The following is a 19,610-nucleotide window of genomic DNA, read 5'->3' as shown; positions in this document are numbered from 1 at the left end:
ATAGGGCCGCCAACCTGGCTGAATCATTAGAAAGCCGTATGCCCCTGAACGAGTGAGCAATGGACCCGTTCAGCCCATAATCAGCAATGATCAAAACAGCCAGATTGGTCCACGTGAGTTAATTATGGCGAGAGAACCTGCGCCATTCGAATGACCGGGCAATCTACACCATTTATTGCTTGACTTGCACACCGTCTCGGAACGAATCTCGAAAGGATCGACTTCAGCCGAGGAGACGCGATGGGGCGACCGGAACGACGCAGGCCTCCCCTCGACACCGACGAGTTCGCATCCGCCGTGTCCGCGTACGGATCGGCTCTCCTGCCTCGAATGCGGGGCCACGGCCGCAACGAAGATCGCCTCCGGCTGCCCGTCAGCAAGCTGTTCGAACGCCTCGGTGATGTCGTCGGTCTGCGTGTCCACGTGCACGACGAGGTCACCATCACCGAGCTGCACTCGCGGCCCGACATCGCCGTCGACGTGCCGAGTGGCCGTGCGGGCTATGTCGAGCTCAAAGCGCCGGGCAAGGGAACGCCGGAAACGAGCACATGGCGTCCACACAAACACGACCGTGAGCAGTGGGAGAAGCTGAAGGCGTTACCGAATCTGATCTACACGGACGGTAGTTCGTTCGCTCGCTACGAGAAAGGCGTACTTGTCGGCAGCGTCGCGAGACTGGACGGCGACCTCTCGAGGGCCGGAAGCCGGCTCACCGCACCGGACGCCTTCGAACGCCTGATACGAGACTTCCTCTTCTGGCGGCCGCCGGAACCCAGAAGCCTCCGCGCGATCGTCACCGAGGTCGCTCCGTTGTGCAGGCTGCTCCGCGACCAGGTGCTGGAGACCCTGCAGAAGGAGAAGTCCACGCCTGGCCGTAAGCCGTTCACGGGCTTGGCGAGCGAGTGGAGGGACATTCTCTTCCCCAACCCCGACGGGCGGGACAACGACGCCAACTTCGCCGACTCCTACGCACAGGCCGTCACGTTCGCTCTGCTGCTGGCACGCGTCGACGGGATCAACTTCGAAGGCCGTACGCCGTGGGCGATCGCCGAGCAGCTCGCCAAGAAGCATTCGTTGCTCGGCGCGGCACTCGCCATGCTCGCGAACCCGAAGTGGGTGGGTCACCTCAACATCGTGGATTCGCTGGTGCGGGTCATCGGCAACGTCGACTGGACGCACGTCCAGCTCGGTGACGCCGACACCTACGCGCGGCTCTACGAAACCTTCCTTGAAGACTACGATCCCGCGCTCCGGCGCCAGAGCGGCACTTATTACACCCCTGCGCCGGTCGCGAGGTCGATGGTCGCGTTCGTCGACCAGATCCTGAAGAAGCGACTCAAGAAGAAGCGTGGGTTCGCAGCCGATGACGTGACGGTCCTGGATCCGTCGATGGGTGCAGGCACCTTCCTGGCCGAGGTACTCGAAAGTGCGGCCAACACCCTGCGCCGCATCCGCAACACCGACGCCGTTCCCGCCGCCCACCTCCGCGAGCTCTTCGCCAACCGGCTCGTGGGTTTCGAACTGCAGGCCGCGCCGTTCGCCGTCGCGGAGCTCCGGCTGCATGCCGTGCTCAAGAACCGGTACCAGGTCGAGCTGCCGAAGGACGAACCACGCTTCCTCACCAATGCCCTTGACGACCCCTACGCCCAACCGTTCCCCCTCGGTCAGCTGTATGAGGTGCTGATGGAGTCGAGGGAGAAGGCTAATCACCACAAGCGGAATAAGCCTGTCATGGTCGTGATCGGCAACCCGCCGTGGCGCGAGAACGCCCGCGGCGCCGCGCCGTGGCTGGAGCGACGCCGCGATCCCAAGAAGCTCGTCGACACCTCGAACAGACCTTCGCTCGACGAGTTCCGCGTTCCCGGTGCAGGACGCCACGAGTTCAACCTGAGCAACATGTGGACGTACTTCTGGCGGTGGTCGGCGTGGAAAGCGTTCGAAGCCAACGACCCCGCTGGTGTCGTCGCGTTGATCACGCCCAGCGCCTACCTCACCTCGAAGTCATACGCAGGCATGCGCAGGTATCTGCGGGAGACAGCGGATGAAGGGTGGATCATCGATCTGTCCCCCGAGGAGCACCGCGCCGACACCAACACAAGGATCTTCCCGATCACGCAGCACAAGATCTGCATAGGCGTCTTCGTTCGCGCAGGCGAGCCGCAACCTGAAGTGCCTGCGAAAGTGCATTATCGGGCGCTGGAGGGCACGCAGGCGCAGAAGTTCGAGGCTTTGGCGGAACTGGATCTCGACACTGGGTGGTCGAGGTGCTCTCCCGACTGGCAGGCAGCCTTCCGGCCAAGCGACGACACCTGGGCAACCTATCCGGCACTCGGAGACCTGCTGCCGTGGCAACAACCTGGCGTGAAACCCAACCGGAACTGGGTGTACGCACCCGACGCCGACACACTGATGCAGCGATGGGCACGCCTGGTACAGGCCGACAAGCAGGAAAAGGCAGTGCTGTTCAAAGAAACTCGGGACCGAACCACTGTCGAGCACGTTCGACCGCAGCCCGGCGTCCCTGCTGGTGCAGCTTCCATCGCGACTGAATCGGAGCTCACTCCGCGGCTGGTTCGCCTCACCTTCCGCAGCTTCGATCGCCAGATGGTGATCCACGATCGCCGGGTGATCGACTTTCCCAGACCTGAACTGTGGCAGGTAAGCGGCCCGCAACAGGTCTACGTGACCGAGCAGCATGCCGACGTCTTCAGTGAGGGAACCGCACTGCATTTCACAGTCAACGTTCCTGACATGCACTGCTTCAACAGCCGTGGTGGGCGAGTGTTACCGCTGTACCGGGACGCACGAGGCACCGTCCCGAACATGGCTCCCTCTCTGCTGACAACCTTGCGACACTTCACCGGAATGCAGGTCAGCGCCGAGAACCTGTTGGCTTACATCGCCGCGATCACCGCGCATCCCGGCTACACGAAACGGTTCCGCGAGCAGTTGAAGACGCCAGGCATCCGGGTACCGATCACAATGGACGCCCGGCTGTGGCGACGAGCCGTCGAGATCGGGCGCAGAGTCATTTGGCTGCACACGTTCGGCGAGCGGATGGTGGACCTGGCCGCTGGGCGCCCCGCGGGGATACCGGACGACGCCAAGCCCCAACCTGTCTCGCCGGTACCGTCAGGAGAGGGAGAAATTCCCAGTTCGGCGCGTCTGGACGAGGCGACGGAGACCCTCATCCTTGGCGAGGACACGCTGTTTCACACGGCTGGCTGCTTCCGGCCGGTCAGTCGCGCCGTGTGGAACTACACGACAGGTGGCATGCCGGTCGTCCGCAAGTGGCTCAGCTATCGGCAGAGTGATCCCCGGCACCGCAAGCGCACGTCCGAGCTGGACGACATCAACCCGCAGCGGTGGACCGCCCAGTTCGACGACGAACTACTGGAACTCCTAGCCGTGCTTGACATGTGCGTCCAGCTCGAACCCGAGCAAGACCAACTGCTCGACGAGGTGGTCAGCGGTCCGCTTGTCACCGTGGAGGATCTCGAACGTGAGGGAATCTTGCCGATATCAGCTGCCTACCGAAAGCCGCCCAAACTGGGTGAGCCCCCACTTCTCTGACTGATCGAGTCAGTCGAGAATTACGGCGCGCAGCCCTTCTACGAGCAACTCGCCCGGAATCTCGAACTGGACGCCACCCTGCGCGGTGACCAGCAGCGTGACAGGCCGCTCCAGCGCATCGACGACGACCGCAAGCTCCACCCCGCGAAAGCGATGCCAATACGGCGGCCAGTCCCGTGGCCGGGCCTGTTCCGAAGCGAAGACATCCACGATGTCGCCGCGCATCACCAGGTGCCCGCGCGGCTCGCGAGCCGGATCGGCGGGCAGCACCAGGTCGGCCGCCAGGACCGCGTCCACGAGCGTCTGCTTCTCCTCGTACCCACGCTGTACGAGGTACATCGCCGATTCGAGGTCGTTCTCGAAGGTGATCTCACGCGGCTGATACCGAGGGTTCGGCACGTACTGGTCGGTGATCTCACCCCGAGCGTCGACGAGGTACCGCCCGATCACAGCCTCGGCGGGAACGCCGCCGGTGCTGTCGTGGGCGGGGTCGACAACGTGCAGCCAGTTGTTGGGAGCGCGCCTGGCGCGTTCCCTCATCTCCCTCGTCACGAGCGGCTTGATCATGCACGCATTGTGCCGAACAGTGCGCGGAGAGTACGACTGAATGGGATCATCCGGTCGTGACCGATCCGCACCAGTACCTCGCTGACTTCGAGCAGCGGCTTCAGCAGGCCCAGGAGCAGGCGAACGCCATCCAGACCGCGTTCCGGGAGTCCCGCACCCAGGCTCAGAGCCCGGACGGCTCAGTCATCGTCACGGTGGGCTCCGGCGGCCGCATCGAGTCGCTCCAGCTCACTCCGCGCGCCGACGACCTCGGCCACACCGCGCTGGGCCGCACGATCATGGACACCATCCGCCGTGCCCAGGTCGAAGCCGCGCACAAGATCGAGGACACCATGCGGCCGCTGCTCGGCGACGGCGAGGGCATGGCGTTCCTGCGCGAACAGGTCGAACAGGGCATCGCCGTGATCGACCCGGCCGGCACGGTCGAGGAGCCGAAGCCTGCGCCACGCCGCCCCGCACCGCCGCTTAGTGATGACGACGACTTCGGCGGAAACTCGGTGCTGCGATGAGCGGCGGCTTCCAGACCCAGGCCGAGACCGTCGCCGCTCACGGCAAGATGCTCGTCGGCCAACTGTCCCCGTCGTTGCAGGAGGCCGTGTCCGCCTCACAAGTAAGTTTGGGGCCGAACGTAATGGGCGAACTCTGCCAGGCATGGTCGTGGATCTTCAACGACGAACTCGACAGCGCCAAGAACCTGCTGGCGGCCCTGCCCAAGGCGTTCGAGGCCACCGGTGACGAACTGTGCTCGGCCGCCGAGACCTACCGACAGGCCGAGGAAGGCAACCGGAGCGCCATGCAGGGGATGGACCGATGAGCAACCCGCTGATCGCGCAGAAGGAAGACGACAAGAAGCGGCTCGCCGGCGCCGGCATGTTCGACACCGCCGAGGACCTGGTCAAGCCGTTCGCCGAGGGCAAAACCATCGATCCGGTCGCGCTCGGCATCGACGGCGCCGCGCTGGCACTGGACGTCGCAGGCTTCCTCACGGACCCGCTGGGGACGCTGGCTTCGTCGGTAGTCGGCTGGATCATCGAGAACATCGGCTTCATCCGGGAACCGTTCGACAAGCTCATGGGTGATCCACCGGCCATCGAGGCGATCGGCACCACTTGGGAGAACATCTCCAAGCGACTGAGCGATGAGGCCACCGCGTACGAGTCTCACGCCAAGACGCTCGCTGACTGGACGGGTGACGCCGCCGACAGCTACCGGAACCGTTGCACCACCCTTGCTGCGCAACTCCGCGGGTCATCCGCCGCGGCGTCGTCCGCCGCGAACAAGATCAAGGTGGCCGGAGCGGTGGTCGCCGCAACGAGAGCCCTGATCCGCGACCTGTTGGCCGACCTGGCGGGAACCCTGTTGATGTGGGGTATTCCAGCCGCAGCGTCGGCGATCCCGACCGCAGGTGCCTCGATCGCGGCCTTCATCACCCGAGCGGTCACCAAGGCCGTCGAGATCGGCACCAAGATCGCGCGGTTCGTCGCCAAGCTGTTCAAGGCGTTGGACAAGCTCGGCTCGCTGGCGAAGAGCGCAGGCGCCGCGATGCGCAAGCAGGCTGACGACCTCGCCGCCCTGAGCAGGCAGATGCCGAACAGCCGCTACGGCAACCAGCGCGCGGCCGAACTCGCCGCCGACTCCGCGACGAAGGTGTCGAGGGCCGACTCGCTCGACAACCTCGGTGACGGACTCGGCAACGTGAGCAGGCGCATCCAGGACGGCGTCGACAACGCGATGAACAAGATCGACGACATAGCTCAGCGCACGAGCCAGAAGGTCGACGATTGGGCGGCCCGCGTGAAGGAGAACGGGCCGGCGCGCAAACAGAAGGTCCGGGACTTCTACGAGTCGATGAACCAGCCGCCGTTGTCCACGCGCAAGGAGAACATGGGTGATCCTCAGTCCGGGCTCGGCCGCGCCGCCGACCGGGTGGACGCGCCGATGAGCAAGGGACTGCTCGACGGGCAGAACTGGGTCCGCGCCGTGGCCAGCCGGGACATCAGCCACCTGATGCCGAACTGGGGCGACCTCGTGCATCCGGTGAAGGAACTGTCGAAGGAGCTGAACAAAGCCGAAGGCGGCGGCCACAAGGACCCCAAGGAAGGCCGATGATGAAGACGAAGCGCATCGTCATCGCTGCAGTCCTGTGGATCGTCGCCCTCTACGCCGCCCACGCGGGCACGCTGTTCTTCGACGGCGAGGCAGGCTCAGGCGGGGAGCGGAGAGGCTACGCGGAGAACGTCTCGTGCAAGCGCAACTGGTGGGCCTTCGGCGCCCTCTGGTACTGCGACGCCACCATCGTGGCCGATGACGGCAAGCGCCATCCCTATAGCAGCAAGAACTCCGGTCTCACGCCCGCGGACATCGGCAAGCAGGTCCCGATGACCAACAACCTCGTGCGATCTGGAAGATCGTCGCAGGCAAGCCCGACATGGGCACTCGCCGAACGCAGGGAGCCGAACAAGGTCGCGTACATGCTGTGCCTCATGGGCCTGCCCGGGATCGCGCTGTTGATCACGTTCCACATGTTCCGCGACAAGAACCCGGTGCCGTGAAAGGACATCACCAACGCTGGCTCGCCGTGGTCTGGCTCGCCCTGTGCGCGTACGGCGCGGCGTTCCTCGTGCTCTTCTGGGAAGACCACGGTCCAAGAGGCGAGCCCGTCGCCCACGCCGACAACATCCAGTGTCAGCGCAACTGGCTGCTCCTCGGGACCCGCTGGAGCTGCACCGCGATCGTCACCGACCAAGGCGTGCGGTACCGCTACACCAGCGACTCCTCCCTGCTAACCCCGGCTGACACCTCCGTCCCCATGCAACGCCTCGCCCCGCACCACTTCGCCCCCGCCCGCGCATCCTTTAACCCCGCACCGTGGCCCACCATGGGCGCCGTCACCCTCGTGGCCCTCGGCCTCGTCGGCACCGGTGTGCTGTGGCAGAACAGCCGCGCGAAACGGCCGGCCGCCAAGGCCGAGGCGCGGCGCCTGCGTGCCCAGGCTCGCTGGTATGTCGGCGCGGGCGGGCTCGCCTTCCTCGCTGCCTACTTCGTCCACGGCCTGCTGATCACCGCCCGCGCCGATGTCTGGCCACGGCGGACGGAAGGCACGGGTGTGGCGACGTCGTGTGAGCGGGATTGGCGCTACTTGGGAGCCCAATGGCGTTGCGATGTCGACATCACCGCGGAAACCGGCCAGAAGCTCGCGCAGACGATGAGCCACTCGCAGTTCACTCGTGCGGACATCGGCATTCCGAAGCCGGTGACCGCCATCGGTGTCCGGTGGGAGGCCGTCGACCAGCCGTACGAACACAGGTTCGCCAAGGCGTTGTTCGTCCTTTTGCTGGCCGGCGGTATGGCGTTGCTGATCAAGCCGACGTACGACCTGGCAAGAGTCCGGAATCTGGAGAACCCGGACCTGCCGCCGCGGTTCCTCCCCGTCAGGTGACCGAGTACCTCACCGAGTGCCGGCTGTGGCCAGCCGCACCAGGTGCTCGCCCCTCAGGTCCGCGCCCACCTGCCCACCGGGTTCACCAGCACCAGGAGTCCCGGCAGCGCGGACAGCAGGTCCTTCAACGCCAACCGATCCGGCGTCGGCCGTGAGGTAGCGAGTAGAGCGTGAGCAGGTTGTTGTCCTGTTCGTCCGGAGCGGGCAGGATCGATGTCCGGGTCAACACAGCCAGCCGCCCGGTGTCTTCATCGCCTCAACGCGCATCGCGTCCGAGATCGATGGCAGTCCCGGATGCGTCGCCTCAACCGGGTGCGTACGCGGGTCGAACGCGAGAACGCTTCCCTTACCTGACCAACCCACCGAAGTGATCACCGCAGCCATCACAGCGACACCAGACCCTGGCGGATCAGTTCGGTTGCACGGCCGCATAGATCTTTCGTGCCACGTCGCGTGCACCTTGACGGCAATGCTCGCTGTGTGAATTGCTGCCCTTCTCCTGGTAGGCGATCGACAGAATTGCGTTCTCGTCGAGAACCTCCAGCCTGCAAAGGACGTCTGGCCTGGGGGTGACCCAGCGGGCCTCCGAGCCGATGTTCACACTTACATCCTTTTCCGTCTCCGAATTCGAAGTGTTACCGAAAGCTGTCCTCGCGACTTCCGCGGCAGAGTGGAAGCCGTACCCGTCTTGCTTGGTTTCATAGAGAATCACCCGGAACGTGAAGTACACTCCTTCAACTTTCCTGTTCGTGAATTCACATTCCTGCGTGAACTGGTTCGCCCCCTCGCCGCGCTCGGACTCCACCGGCGCAGGAGGCAGTTCGGGCTCCTTCTGCTGGATTTCCTCGCAGGTTCTGAACGTGGCCGAGGCGTACTTGGCCGGTCCTGGAGCCGAACTGCTCGACGTACTGGCGCTGAACGTGGGCACCGCGACCGGCTCGGCGCTGCAACCGGCGACAATCATCATCGCCACAGATGCCAGGACGACGAACGGTCGCTTCGGGGTGCGGTGGGGTTTCGTGCGCATGTCCTCTTCTTGTGATGAGTACGACATCAGCCACTGACTGCCTGCGGCCAGTTGCCATTCGGAAACTTGGGCTCGGCCGTCAAGCTCATGAGGTCCCGGACCTTGCTGAGCGCCTCCGCAAACCTCTTGGCGATGCCGACCAAGTTGTCCAACGCCTGCGTGACGAGGGTGCCGATCGCACCGGCGAGGTCCTTGACCGCGAACGGGATCCCGATGACCGTCGCCCCCTCGATGGCCGCGGTCACGAGCGCACCGAGGAAGCCGGTCGCCATCTTGGCCAGCTCGGTCATGTACTCGATGTTGTACTTGGCGATGTCCATCAACCACTTGCTGACGCTGTCCGCCTTGGTCGCGAAGACGGCGATCGCCTCGTTCTGCGACGTGATCTTGCGCTGATATTTGGCGCTGGCCTCGCCCGTCCAGTTGTCGACCAGGTCGCTCGCATCGTGAGTAAGGCCGACCACGGGACGCTGGACGTCTTCGATCCACCTGAAAGACTGCACGATGAGCGACACGACGGGAAAGTGGTGTTCCACAGCTGTCCTGATCAGCTTGAACAGCTTCTCCAGACCGTCGCGGACGATGTCAAGAGCTGGGCGGATGGCGAGCATCGCCGGACCGAGCACGAACCGCCAGTCGTTGATGTGATGGACAGCAGCGTTGAACTTGTCTCCACACTCCCGAGCTTTGTCCTCCAACCCCTCGAAGCCTCGGTCGAACAGGCCTTTCATTTCCTCAGAACCAGGCATCGGGGCCATCAACTCCTACACGCTGTAGAACTTCTTGAGATCGACCTCGTTGGCACCTTCGGTGCGGTCGTACTCGTCGGCGATCCTGCGCAGTGCGACATCTATCTGGCCGAACTCGATGACCGCACCTTGGAGAACTTTCTCCATGAACGTGCGGAACTCCTCGTACTGACCGGCCTCGAGCTCGGCGTTGGCGATTCCCGCGGCAAGAGTCGTGAGGTCGCCGACGAAGAACGCGGAAGATGACAGGTAAGCGCCCTGCACCGCCCGCACGATCGGTTCGGTCTTGTCCACCTTCTCCTGCCAAAGCTTGGCTTCTTTGCGCAGTTCTGAGGTGACAACCTTGAAGTCAGCCATTTCCGTCCCTGTTGCCCAGCACCTTGAAACCGTCGAAGTACTCGTCGTCCGCGTCAGACCCGCCGTCATGCGGGCGCTCCGACCGTGGCACTGGACGTGGCCGTTCGCCTGGTTCGACGCCGAAACCCGCGCGGGCGAACAGGTGCAGAATGTCCTCGGCCAGCACGGAGTCGGACGCGTTGTCCAGCGCCTGGGGATTGCCGTGGATCGCAATCGGGCCGCCGTCGCGTATACGCATCGTGAGATACCCGAGTGGACTGCGGATCTCGATCATGTCCGCTCGTGAAGCCTGTTCCTGACGCCGGATCGCGTCGTACTCGGCATCGATGGCCTCGAACCGGGACCTGGCCCTCGCGATGAACTCCTCGACCGACAGTTCGGCGGGGTCCACGGAGGCCTCGCCCGGCGTAGAAAGACTTGAGGGACTCTCCTGGTTCTGGGACAGGCGGGTGGTCTCCAGCGCGAGCGCGCGCTGAACCGCGGTGATGTACGTGTTGTAGAGCGCGGCCGGGAACTCTTCCGGCCGCAGCTGCTCGAACCACCGAGGACGAATTCGGATATTCGTCACCATCTGGAACCTGTTCACGGTGACGGTGATGAGCCCAGCGGGATCGCGAGCCTCGTACGTCTCGGCCAGCTGCAGTTCAACGCCACCAGGACGGGTGAGTTCGGAGATGCGAGCTCTCGTTTGGGGGTCGTCAGGAATGTTCAGGTGGGCCAGCTCAATGTGCTCAAGCGGCACAACGCCTCCCCGGACTCAGATATGGCCTATGCGCACGAGCGACCATAGCGGCCTGCCACGAAAAGCGTGTGATTTGACGTAGTCAGAAGATCACGCTTGGTAACCGCGCGGGCGCGGCGTCAGCCAGAGTCGAACTATTGGCTGAGGCGCCACCACGAGAGGTGAAGGCCAACATCGCACAGTATGACCGTTCACTCGGACAAGCGACGCAGCCAGCTATATCATCACCCGAATGGGTGGTCATCGAGCGGAACCCTACATCCTTCTTGCACCGTGTTACGGCAACCCGAAGACGCGGCGTCGCTACCACAAGACAATCGAGGCGAGCATCGATTTCGAGTCGAACGAGTACCGCGAACTGCTCGAGCACACCGAGCTGGCCGCGTTGCGCGCTCTGCACCCTTCGGGAACCGCTCACTTCTGGGGAGCGATCGCCACTCACAACAACATGATGGACAGGCTCCGCACCGGCGACATCGTTGTGTTCACCGGGGAGAACAAGGTCAAGGTGGCCGGCGAGATCGGTCACCTCTTCCGCAACCAGGCCATGGCAGATCTCATGTGGGATCAGTTCGACAGCGGGCGGAGTTTCGTCAACGTCTACAGCGTGCGCAACATCCAGGTGATCGAACGATCCCGGCGGGAGGTCTGGCGTCGGCTCGGTTTCGACGAGGGCGACAACGTGGCCGGTCAACGACTGGTCATCGGCGACCGGGTACCGAGGATGTTGTCCGAACTTCGTGTCGTGCCAAGCTCGGACGAAGCGCGAATCGGCGCACAGCTGGAAGCCGTGGACCGTGCGCTCGCCACGGGCTCGCAGGTCATTCCAGTCGAGACCTTCCACACCGACGTGGTGTCGCTGCACATAACCGAGCGGACCGCGCAACACGAGCGAGTGGAAAGCCAACTGCTGTCCCGCTACCAGCAGTTCCATCCGGACGTGACATTCACGAGCTTTCGCACGCACAACGGCAAGCGTGCCGACCTCTACCGCGTCGAAGAGGGCGAGGTCGAGATCCTCGAAGCCAAGAGCCTGGCCAACCACGAGAAGGTGCGCGAAGCCGCAGGACAGCTGCTCGACTATTCTGCCGAAAGCCCTCAACCGGTGACACGGCTGAGCGCACTCTTCCCACTGAGGCCAGACCAGTACGGGGTCGACTATCTGCACCGCCTCGGTATCGACTGCGTGTACCGATCCGACAGTGGCACATTTGTGCGGGAGGAGGCTCCTGAAGACCGGCGCAGCTACATGCACGTCGTGTGGCGTGGCGGTAGTTAGGCGCCTGACGACGTACCTCCGCGGCTGACAGCCGTTCGGCTCCGAAACTGTCGGACCCTGCTGGCACACTGGGCGCCATGCCGGACTTTCAGCCGTTCGCGCACCTGACGACGCCGAACGCCGACCTCTATCGCGCCGTGATGGGGGAGTTCGTGCGTGCCAAGAGGCGGTTCGTCGTGCACCTGCGGCCAGAGGACCTGGAGCTGGACGCGGACCTCGCGACGGTCACGGAGGCGCTGGGCAGGCTGAAGGACTGGGGCAACCTGCGGGCCGACCCGGACACCAGCCGCGTCACGACGGTGGAGGACTTCCACCGTGCCCGCTTCCTCTACCAGCTGACGCCCGCGGGTGAGGCAGCTGAGCAGGCGCTCCAGACGTTCGACGAGGCGCTGGGCCGGCGGGGAGCGCTCCAGGCGGTGGCGCTCACCGACATCGTCACCCAGCTCCGGGCGCTGCTGGAGCTGGCGCAGCAGGACGAGCCCGATCCGGCCAAGGTGCACCTGCTGTTGCGGGGGCTGGTCGGCCGGTTCACAGATCTCGCGAACAACGCGCAGGCGTTCATGGGGTCGTTGCAGCGGTCGATCGACCTGCACGACGTGGACGTCGACGCGTTCCGGGCCTACAAGGATCAGCTAATCGACTACCTCGAACGGTTCATCAAGGACCTGGTCACGACGGGAGCGGAGATCGCAGGTCTCGTCACGGAGATCAACGACGCCGAGCGACTGCTGGTGATGGCTGCGGCGCGTGAGGCCGAGGACGCGGCGCCAGGCGAGGACCAGGACCGCAAGAACGAGTTCGAGCGCGGGCTGGCGTTGTGGCGGGAGCGTTGGCTCGGGTTGCGGCAGTGGTTCGTCAGCGAGCCGCAGCATCCGAGTCAGGCCAAGTTGCTGCGGGCACGGGCGAGGGCTGCGATTCCGGCGCTGTTGCAGGTGGTGTCGGCGCTCAACGAACGGCGAGCGGGGCGGTCGGATCGGTCGGCGGACTTTCGCACGCTGGCGCGGTGGTTCGCGCAGGCGCCGGACGAGGCCACGATGCATCGGTTGTGGCGTGCGGCTTTCGGACTGTCGTCGGCGCGGCATCTGACGGTCGACGCGGACACCCTCAACGAGAGGGACGAACAGCCGGTTGCCGCCAGCACGCCGTGGTTCGACGCGCCGCCCTTGTTGATCAGCCCACAGCTGCGCAAGACGGGCAGCTATGAGCGCCGGGGCAAGCCGAACAAGATCGTTGATCGGACCGAACAGCGCCAGATTCTGGCGGAGCGGGCCGCGCGGCAGGCGGAGGAGACCGAGCTGGCGCGCAAACGGCTGGTGACGCATCGGCCAACGAGGCTGAGCGAGGTCGGGAGGCTCGATCCTGCCGAGTTCAGGCTGTTCCTGGGGCTGCTCGGGGACGCTCTCGCGGCGCGCGGGCCACACCAGAGAGAAATCTCCACGACCACGTCCGACGGCACGCTGGAGATCAGGTTGACCGCGCTCGACGAAGGCGTCGCGGAGGTCCACACGCCGGACGGCACGTTTCGCGGGCCGGACCACCTCCTCGAGATCATCGACCTGACCGCCGCGGAACCCGAGGAGTGGTCGGCGTGACACGCTCGCTTTCGGACGCGCTGAGTGCCTCGTCCGCCGACGACCGGCGGAAGGCGGCGCGGGCGTTGCTGCGGCGGCCGTTGCTGCGTGCGGGCGCGCAGGCCGACGAGTATCGGCTGGTCCGCAAGTACGAGGCGGAGCTGCGGGCGTGGTTCGACCTCAACACCGGCTGGCGGCTCATCGTCGACAGCGAGGTGGCCCGCCTGGTGAAGGTCGCCGCGACCACGGACGACGCCACCCATCCGGCCATGGACACGCGGTCGAAGCTGCCGTTCACGCGACGCCGTTACGTGTTGACCTGTCTGGCGCTGGCGACGCTCGACCGTGCCGACGCGCAGATCACGTTGGGCCGGCTCGCCGGGCAGGTGGTCATGGGTGCGGCGGATCCGGAGCTGGGTGTCGACTTCACGCTGACCGGGCGTGAGGAACGCTCGGACCTCGTCGCCGTGGTCCGGTTGCTGCTCGATCTCGGGGTGCTGAGCAAAGTCGCGGGCGAGGAGGACGCCTTCGTGCGCGACACCGGCGACGTGCTGTACGACGTGGAACGCCGGGTGCTGGCGACCATGCTGGCGACCAGCCGCGGTCCCTCCACAATGGATTCCCTGGATTTCGCCGAGCTCACGATGGATGTCGTGCCGGACACCGACGAGCTGCGCAACCGGGCGATCCGCCATCGGCTGACCCGGCAGTTGCTGGACGAGCCGGTGCTGTACTACGACGAGCTGAACGAAGACGAACTCGCTTATCTGAATCGGCAGCGTGCCGCGCTCACCCGCCAGGTCGCCGAGCTCACCGGGCTGGTCGCCGAGGTGCGGGCGGAGGGCATCGCCATGATCGATCCGGCGGACGACCTCACCGACGTGCGCATGCCCGAGAGCGGCACCGAGGGTCACGTCACCCTGCTCGTCGCGGAACATCTTGCCGCGCAAGGAGAGGCACACATCAGTGATCTGCACGACCGGGTGCGCGAACTGGCGCGGGAGCACCGCTCGTACTGGCGGCGCAACGCGTCCGAACCCGGCGCCGAAGCCGAACTCGTCGAGCAGGCTCTCACCCGGTTGACAGCGCTGCATCTCGTCCATCGAGATCACGACCACGTGAGCGCCCGCCCCGCGCTCGCCCGCTACGCCCTCGCCGAGCCGACCATCACCACCACGAGGTGACCGACGTGCTGCCCCTTCCCGCCCGTGCTCGCTGGCAGCCGCTGCGTGCCGGTCTGGTCGACCTCTTCTACTACGACCAGGAGGAGTTCCGGTTCCGCGACGGGCGGCTGTTGCTGCGCGGCAACAACGGCACCGGCAAGTCCAAGGTGCTGGCGTTGATGTTGCCGTTCCTGCTGGACGGCGAGCTGTCGCCGCATCGGGTGGAGCCGGATGCCGACCCGAAGAAGCGCATGGAGTGGAACCTCCTGCTCGGTGGCGCGCACCCGCATCCCGAGCGGCTGGGATACACGTGGCTCGAGTTCGGCAGAGTCAACGACGACGGTATCGCGGAATACCGCACGATCGGTTGTGGACTGAAGGCGGTGGCCGGTCGTGGCATCGCGCGGCACTGGTTCTTCGTGACGTCGCAACGGATCGGACAGGACCTCTCGCTGGTCGACGCCACGACCACCGCGCTCGCGCGTGACCGGCTCGCCGATGCCCTCGGCGAACACGGCACGGTCTACGACCGGGCACGGGAGTACCGGCGTGCGGTGGACGAGGCGTTGTTCGGACTCGGTGAGCAGCGCTACGCCGCGCTCGTCGACCTGTTGATCAACCTCCGTGCGCCGCAGTTGTCCAAGCGTCCCAACGAGAAGGCATTGTCGAACGCACTGACGGAGGCACTGCCGCCGCTGGACCAGGCGATCATCGCCGACGTCGCGGAGGCCTTCCGCAGCTTGGAGGAGGACCGCGACGCCCTCAAGGCCATGACGGAGGCACGGGACGCGGCGGAGTCCTTCCTCGGCCACTACCGGCGATATGCCCGCGTGGCGTCACGTCGGCGGGCAGCACAACCCCGCAACGCGCAGTCCAACTACGAACGCGTCAACCGCGAGCTCACGGCCGCGCAGGAAGCGCACGCGCAGGCACAGCAGGCCCTCGACGAGGCCGAGAACCAGCTCGACCAGCTCGAACAGCACGCGGTGCGCCTGCGAGCCCGCGACGAGGCGTTGCGAACGAGTCCCGAGATGCGCAGCGCACGCGAGTTGGAGCGGGTCGCGCAGGAAGCTCAGCGGCTCCAGCGTGAGGCCGGACGGCTCACCGCCGAAGCCGCCAGGGCCGCGGATACCGTCGCGTATCGCACCAGGCTGGCAAACGAGGCGGCAGAGATCCTCCGTGACGCGGCAGGCGCCCTCGAAGCCTGCCACACCAGCGCTGTCGAGGCCGCTCGTGCCGCGTTGCTGGACGAAGCGGTGCTCGACGACCACGCCGAAGCGGATCGTGCGGCCGACCGTCAGCACCGGGCGGTCCGGCACGTCGACGCGCTGATCACGTCGGTCGACCAGGCGAGGGGGAAGCTGGACCAAGCGAGGCAGCGGGTGGACGAGCTGGCTGCCGAGGCCGACGCGCTCGCCGAGCGCCGCGCCGAGGCCATCGACGTCGTCGGGCAGCAGGGCTTGGCACTGCTGACCGCGGTTCGCCGGCACCTCGCGGCCACCGTCGAACTGCGTGCCGAGGTGCCGGCCGAGCTGGACCTGTGGGTCGAGACCCTGGATGGCCCGAACCCGGTGAAGGCCGCCGTCGATGCCGCCGGACACGCCGCGAGCACGGTCCTGGCCGGCGCCGAGGCGGACGCGAGGGCGCGCGAGTCCGCCGCGCACAGCCGCGGCGCGGATCTCGCCGACCAGATCGCCAAGCTGGAGGCGGGCGAGGACAGCGTGCCACCGGTCCCCCACACCCGTGGCGCCGACCGCGACGGCAGGCCCGGCGCACCGTTGTGGCAGTTGATCGACTTCGCCGAGGAGCTCTCCGGTGACCAGCGGGCGGGACTCGAAGCCGCGTTGGAGGGCTCCGGCCTGCTGGACGCGTGGGTGACCCCGGACGGCGAGCTGGTCTCCCCCGACACCGAGGACGTCTTCCTGCGTGCCGCCGAAGCCGAACCGGTGAACCTGACGTCGGTGCTGAGCGCGGACGACCAGGTCTCCACGATCCTCGCCACCGTCGGCCTGGGAGGCGGCCGGAACTGGGTCGACCTCACCGGCCGGTTCCGCGTCGGGGTGCTGGAAGGCGCGTGGCACAAGCAGTCGGCGGAGTTCATCGGCCGCAGTGCTCGCGAGGCCGCCCGGCTGGCCAGACTGGCCGAGTTGCGGGCCGAACTCCTCGTCGTGCAGGAGGAACTGGCCATCATCGCGGCCGAGCGGCAGAAGTTGCGCGAACGGCGCGCCGCCCTCGCCGCCGAGATCGCGGCGTGCCCGGACGACACCGCGTTGCGCAAGGCTCACGCAGACCTGCACGCGATCGATGGCGAGCAACGCCGCCTCGCCGACCGTCGGCGCATCGCGGAGGAGAGGCGCGTCGAGGCCGCGGCTCTCTTCGGCACGGCACAGAGCCGTCTCGTCGAAGAAGCCGCCGAGGTGGGTCTGCCCGCCACTCGCGGTGAACTCGAAGCGGTGTCGGAGGCCTTGGCCCGGTACCGCGTCGCCATTGCGGCTCTCCGGCCCGCCCAGCGCCGCCACAGCGACGCGATCCGTGACGACGAGCGTGCTCGCTGCGAACTCGCCTCCGCGACTGAGGACCACGCCTCACGACAGGAGCAGGCGACAGAAGCCGCCTTGGCGAGCGAAGCGGCCACCGAGCACCACGAGACCTTGGCGGCCACCGTCGGTTCCGCCGTGGCCGAGTTGCAGCGCCAGCTCGCCGAGGTGGCGAACGCGCTGAGGCAGTGCGGTGACGATCGCAACGCCGCGGACGGCCGCCGCACGGACGCCCTCACGAACCGGGGCAAGGCCGAGGGTCAGCTCGACACGCTCCAGACACAACTGGAGGAAGCGACGGCGAGCCGCGCCGAGGCGGCGGAGTCCTTGCGGCGCTTCGCGACGACCGGACTGCTCGGGGTGGCGCTGCCCGACCTCGCCACACCCGATCCGGCGGCGCAGTGGGCGCCGGACCCGACCGTCCGGCTGGCCAGGCTGATCGACCGTGAGCTCGCCGACCAAGCCGACGACGACCAGGTGTGGGAACGCGTCCAGCGCAAGGTCAACGACGAGCTGAAGACGTTGACGGACACGTTGTCACGGCACGGCAACTCGGCGACGGCGAGGTTGCTGGACGACGGCATCGTGGTCGACGTCCTGTTCCAGGGCCGCACCACGAGCACGCCCGAGCTCACCGACGCGCTGCGGGTCGAGGTGGCGGACCGCGGCCGGATCCTCGACGAACGTGAGCGCGAGATTCTGGAGAACCACCTCGTCAACGAGGTCGCGAGCACGCTGCAGGAGCTGATCTCCGCAGCGGAGGCCCAGGTGGCGCGGATGAACGCCGAACTGGCTGACCGCCCGACCAGCACCGGCATGCGGCTGCGGTTGCAGTGGCAGCCCGCCGACGACGCACCGACCGGCCTGGCCACCGCCAGGGAACGCCTGCTGCGCCAGACCTCCGACGCGTGGTCCGACGAGGATCGCTCGGCCGTCGGCGAGTTCCTGCAGGCGGAGATCGCGAACGTGCGGTCCCGCAACGCCTCCGGCACCTGGCTGGAGCACCTGACCGAGGCGCTGGACTACCGCAAGTGGCACCGGTTCGTCATCCAGCGCCATCAGAACGGTCAGTGGCGCACCGCGATCGGCCCGGCTTCCGGTGGTGAGCGCGTGCTGACGGCGAGCGTGCCGCTGTTCGCCGCGGCCTCTTCGCACTACGCCTCCGCGGGCAATCCGCACGCACCCCGGCTGGTGACGCTGGACGAGGCGTTCGCGGGTGTCGACGACGACTCACGGGCGAAGTGCATGGGCCTGCTGGCCGCATTCGACCTGGATGTCGTGATGACCAGCGAACGCGAGTGGGGCTGCTATCCCGAGGTACCTGGGCTCGCGATCGCCCAGCTGTCCCGGACCGACGACATCCCGGCCGTGCTGGTGACGCCGTGGGAGTGGACCGGCCACCGCCGCGTCAGAGTGGCTGCCGGATGACGAGACTGCACCGCTTGCTCGGCGGCGACGAGCTGGCCTGGCTCGTCGCTCGGGTGCGCAAACGCCTCGAACGTGACGAGCCGCTCGACATCGCCGTGACTCTCTCGAACCCGACGGAAGAGCAACGGCAAGCCGTGCATCGCCTGCTCGGCCGGGCGCCACGCCCTGGCCGGACGTTGAGCGTGTCGTTGCCCGCCGTCGACGACGTGCTGCGCCGATCCGGTGCCCACCCGGACGGGCTCGCGTCGGCGGTGCTCGAACTGACCGGCCCGCTTCCGGAGGCCGGCGACCTGGAGGGGCTGTGGGACAAGGCCTTCGCGGAACTGACGGACACGCGCCTCGCCGAGTGGGCACTGTCGTTGCGCGCCAGTGGCGTCATCAAACGCCTCGCACCGACCCCACAACGTGCGGCCGATCTGCTGGCCATGTTGGACGTCGTCGTGCGACAGCTGCCGTCGCCGGGCGAGCCGATCGGCCGGTTCGCCGCGCGCACGACGGGTGACGCCCACGCGCTGGACGACGACCGGTCACTGGCGACGCTCGCGCTGCGGGCCGCCCGCGTGCTCTCCGGTCTGCCGGACGGCAGCGGCGCGGAATGGCGTCGTGAGGTCTGGGCATCGGTCGGCCTGATGCGCGACGAGCTGTCCACCACGGTCATCACCCTGGGCCTCACCGGGCACCGAGGTCTGGAGGCGTGGCTCGGCCAGCCGGTGCACCTCACGCTGCGCCAACTCGTCCGTGATCCCCCGCGCCTTGCCCCACTGGATGTCTTCGTCTGCGAGAATCCCGTCGTCGTGGCGGCCGCCGCCGACCACCTGGGGCCGTCCTGCCCGCCGTTGGTCTGCACGAGCGGCCAGCCGAGTGCTGCGGTGATGCATTTGCTCCGCTTGATCGTCTCCGCGCGCGGGACCCTGCGTTACCACGGCGACTTCGACTGGGGCGGCATCCGCATCGCGAACGTGTTGCACGACCGCGTGCCCTTCACACCGTGGCGTTTCGACACCGCGTCGTATCTCGCTGCCGGTGACGTCGGCAGGCCGCTCACCGGAACACCGGTCGAAGCCCGTTGGGATCCCGCACTGACGACGGCGATGCACCTCGCCGGACGCCGTGTCGAGGAGGAACTGGTGCTGGACGACCTTCTGAACGATCTCTCGGCCTGATGGCCGCTCACCGCG

16 protein-coding genes are annotated in these 19,610 nt (G+C 66.6%); 11 read left to right on the top strand and 5 right to left on the bottom strand.

The window, feature by feature from the left end:
- Nucleotides 1-240: 240 nt before the first annotated feature.
- Nucleotides 241-3,573: a type ISP restriction/modification enzyme gene (locus IEZ09_RS09260; protein ID WP_189253174.1), complete on the top strand. Its 3,333-nt coding sequence runs from the start codon at nucleotides 241-243 to the stop codon at nucleotides 3,571-3,573.
- A gap of 9 nt (nucleotides 3,574-3,582) precedes the next feature.
- On the opposite strand, the gene IEZ09_RS09255 is transcribed toward IEZ09_RS09260, so the two are convergent.
- Nucleotides 3,583-4,113, bottom strand: coding sequence for a hypothetical protein (locus tag IEZ09_RS09255; protein WP_189253173.1), 531 nt, complete (start codon nucleotides 4,111-4,113; stop codon nucleotides 3,583-3,585).
- 83 nt (nucleotides 4,114-4,196) lie between these two features.
- Here IEZ09_RS09255 and IEZ09_RS09250 point away from each other — a divergent pair, with 83 nt between their 5' ends.
- Genes IEZ09_RS09250 through IEZ09_RS09230 form a run of 5 tightly spaced genes read left to right on the top strand, consistent with a single transcriptional unit; the run spans nucleotide 4,197 to nucleotide 7,579 of the window.
- A complete protein-coding gene (locus IEZ09_RS09250; RefSeq protein ID WP_189253172.1) occupies nucleotides 4,197-4,649 on the top strand; it encodes a YbaB/EbfC family nucleoid-associated protein in 453 nt (150 codons plus the stop codon).
- Nucleotides 4,646-4,954: a hypothetical protein gene (locus IEZ09_RS09245; RefSeq protein WP_189253171.1), complete on the top strand. Its 309-nt coding sequence runs from the start codon at nucleotides 4,646-4,648 to the stop codon at nucleotides 4,952-4,954. Before IEZ09_RS09250 ends, IEZ09_RS09245 begins: the two co-directional genes overlap by 4 nt.
- Entirely contained in the window at nucleotides 4,951-6,249 is a 1,299-nt protein-coding gene (locus IEZ09_RS09240; RefSeq protein ID WP_189253170.1) for a WXG100 family type VII secretion target, read from the top strand. The genes IEZ09_RS09245 and IEZ09_RS09240 overlap by 4 nt, the downstream gene beginning before the upstream one ends.
- On the top strand, nucleotides 6,246-6,692 hold the full coding sequence (locus IEZ09_RS09235) for a DUF6346 domain-containing protein (protein ID WP_189253169.1): 447 nt from the start codon (nucleotides 6,246-6,248) through the stop codon (nucleotides 6,690-6,692). Before IEZ09_RS09240 ends, IEZ09_RS09235 begins: the two co-directional genes overlap by 4 nt.
- Nucleotides 6,689-7,579 (top strand): DUF6346 domain-containing protein, encoded by an 891-nt coding sequence (locus IEZ09_RS09230; RefSeq protein ID WP_189253168.1) that lies wholly within the window; start codon nucleotides 6,689-6,691, stop codon nucleotides 7,577-7,579. Before IEZ09_RS09235 ends, IEZ09_RS09230 begins: the two co-directional genes overlap by 4 nt.
- 409 nt (nucleotides 7,580-7,988) lie before the next feature.
- Here IEZ09_RS09230 and IEZ09_RS09225 read toward each other — a convergent pair whose 3' ends face one another.
- The 4 genes from IEZ09_RS09225 to IEZ09_RS09210 are packed head-to-tail and all read right to left on the bottom strand — an operon-like array spanning nucleotide 7,989 to nucleotide 10,454.
- Entirely contained in the window at nucleotides 7,989-8,606 is a 618-nt protein-coding gene (locus IEZ09_RS09225; protein ID WP_189253167.1) for a hypothetical protein, read from the bottom strand.
- Nucleotides 8,607-8,632: 26 nt separating this feature from the next.
- A complete protein-coding gene (locus IEZ09_RS09220) occupies nucleotides 8,633-9,337 on the bottom strand; it encodes a hypothetical protein (protein ID WP_189253166.1) in 705 nt (234 codons plus the stop codon).
- 33 nt (nucleotides 9,338-9,370) lie between these two features.
- Nucleotides 9,371-9,712 carry a hypothetical protein gene (locus IEZ09_RS09215; protein WP_189253165.1) on the bottom strand — a complete coding sequence of 114 codons (342 nt, stop codon included), beginning with the start codon at nucleotides 9,710-9,712 and terminating at the stop codon, nucleotides 9,371-9,373.
- Nucleotides 9,705-10,454: a YbaB/EbfC family nucleoid-associated protein gene (locus IEZ09_RS09210; RefSeq protein ID WP_189253164.1), complete on the bottom strand. Its 750-nt coding sequence runs from the start codon at nucleotides 10,452-10,454 to the stop codon at nucleotides 9,705-9,707. The genes IEZ09_RS09215 and IEZ09_RS09210 overlap by 8 nt, the downstream gene beginning before the upstream one ends.
- Before the next feature lie 232 nt (nucleotides 10,455-10,686).
- On the opposite strand from IEZ09_RS09210, the gene IEZ09_RS09205 reads away from it, so the two are divergent.
- The 5 genes from IEZ09_RS09205 to IEZ09_RS09185 all read left to right on the top strand — a co-directional run bounded on the left by IEZ09_RS09205 (nucleotide 10,687) and on the right by IEZ09_RS09185 (nucleotide 19,595).
- On the top strand, nucleotides 10,687-11,733 hold the full coding sequence (locus IEZ09_RS09205) for a hypothetical protein (protein WP_189253163.1): 1,047 nt from the start codon (nucleotides 10,687-10,689) through the stop codon (nucleotides 11,731-11,733).
- Between the two features lie 77 nt (nucleotides 11,734-11,810).
- Nucleotides 11,811-13,325: a TIGR02677 family protein gene (locus IEZ09_RS09200; protein ID WP_189253162.1), complete on the top strand. Its 1,515-nt coding sequence runs from the start codon at nucleotides 11,811-11,813 to the stop codon at nucleotides 13,323-13,325.
- Complete coding sequence (locus IEZ09_RS09195) at nucleotides 13,322-14,488, top strand: TIGR02678 family protein (RefSeq protein ID WP_189253161.1); 1,167 nt, start codon at nucleotides 13,322-13,324, stop codon at nucleotides 14,486-14,488. The genes IEZ09_RS09200 and IEZ09_RS09195 overlap by 4 nt, the downstream gene beginning before the upstream one ends.
- Nucleotides 14,489-14,493: 5 nt before the next feature.
- Nucleotides 14,494-18,432, top strand: coding sequence for a TIGR02680 family protein (locus tag IEZ09_RS09190; protein ID WP_229812383.1), 3,939 nt, complete (start codon nucleotides 14,494-14,496; stop codon nucleotides 18,430-18,432).
- Nucleotides 18,429-19,595 carry a TIGR02679 family protein gene (locus IEZ09_RS09185; protein ID WP_189253159.1) on the top strand — a complete coding sequence of 389 codons (1,167 nt, stop codon included), beginning with the start codon at nucleotides 18,429-18,431 and terminating at the stop codon, nucleotides 19,593-19,595. Before IEZ09_RS09190 ends, IEZ09_RS09185 begins: the two co-directional genes overlap by 4 nt.
- Nucleotides 19,596-19,610: the final 15 nt, after the last annotated feature.

Source organism: Lentzea flava (genome assembly GCF_014648475.1).
Lineage (GTDB): Bacteria > Actinomycetota > Actinomycetes > Mycobacteriales > Pseudonocardiaceae > Lentzea > Lentzea flava.
Note: the sequence above shows the minus strand (reverse complement) of the source record. Positions and strands in the feature narration are given on the sequence as shown.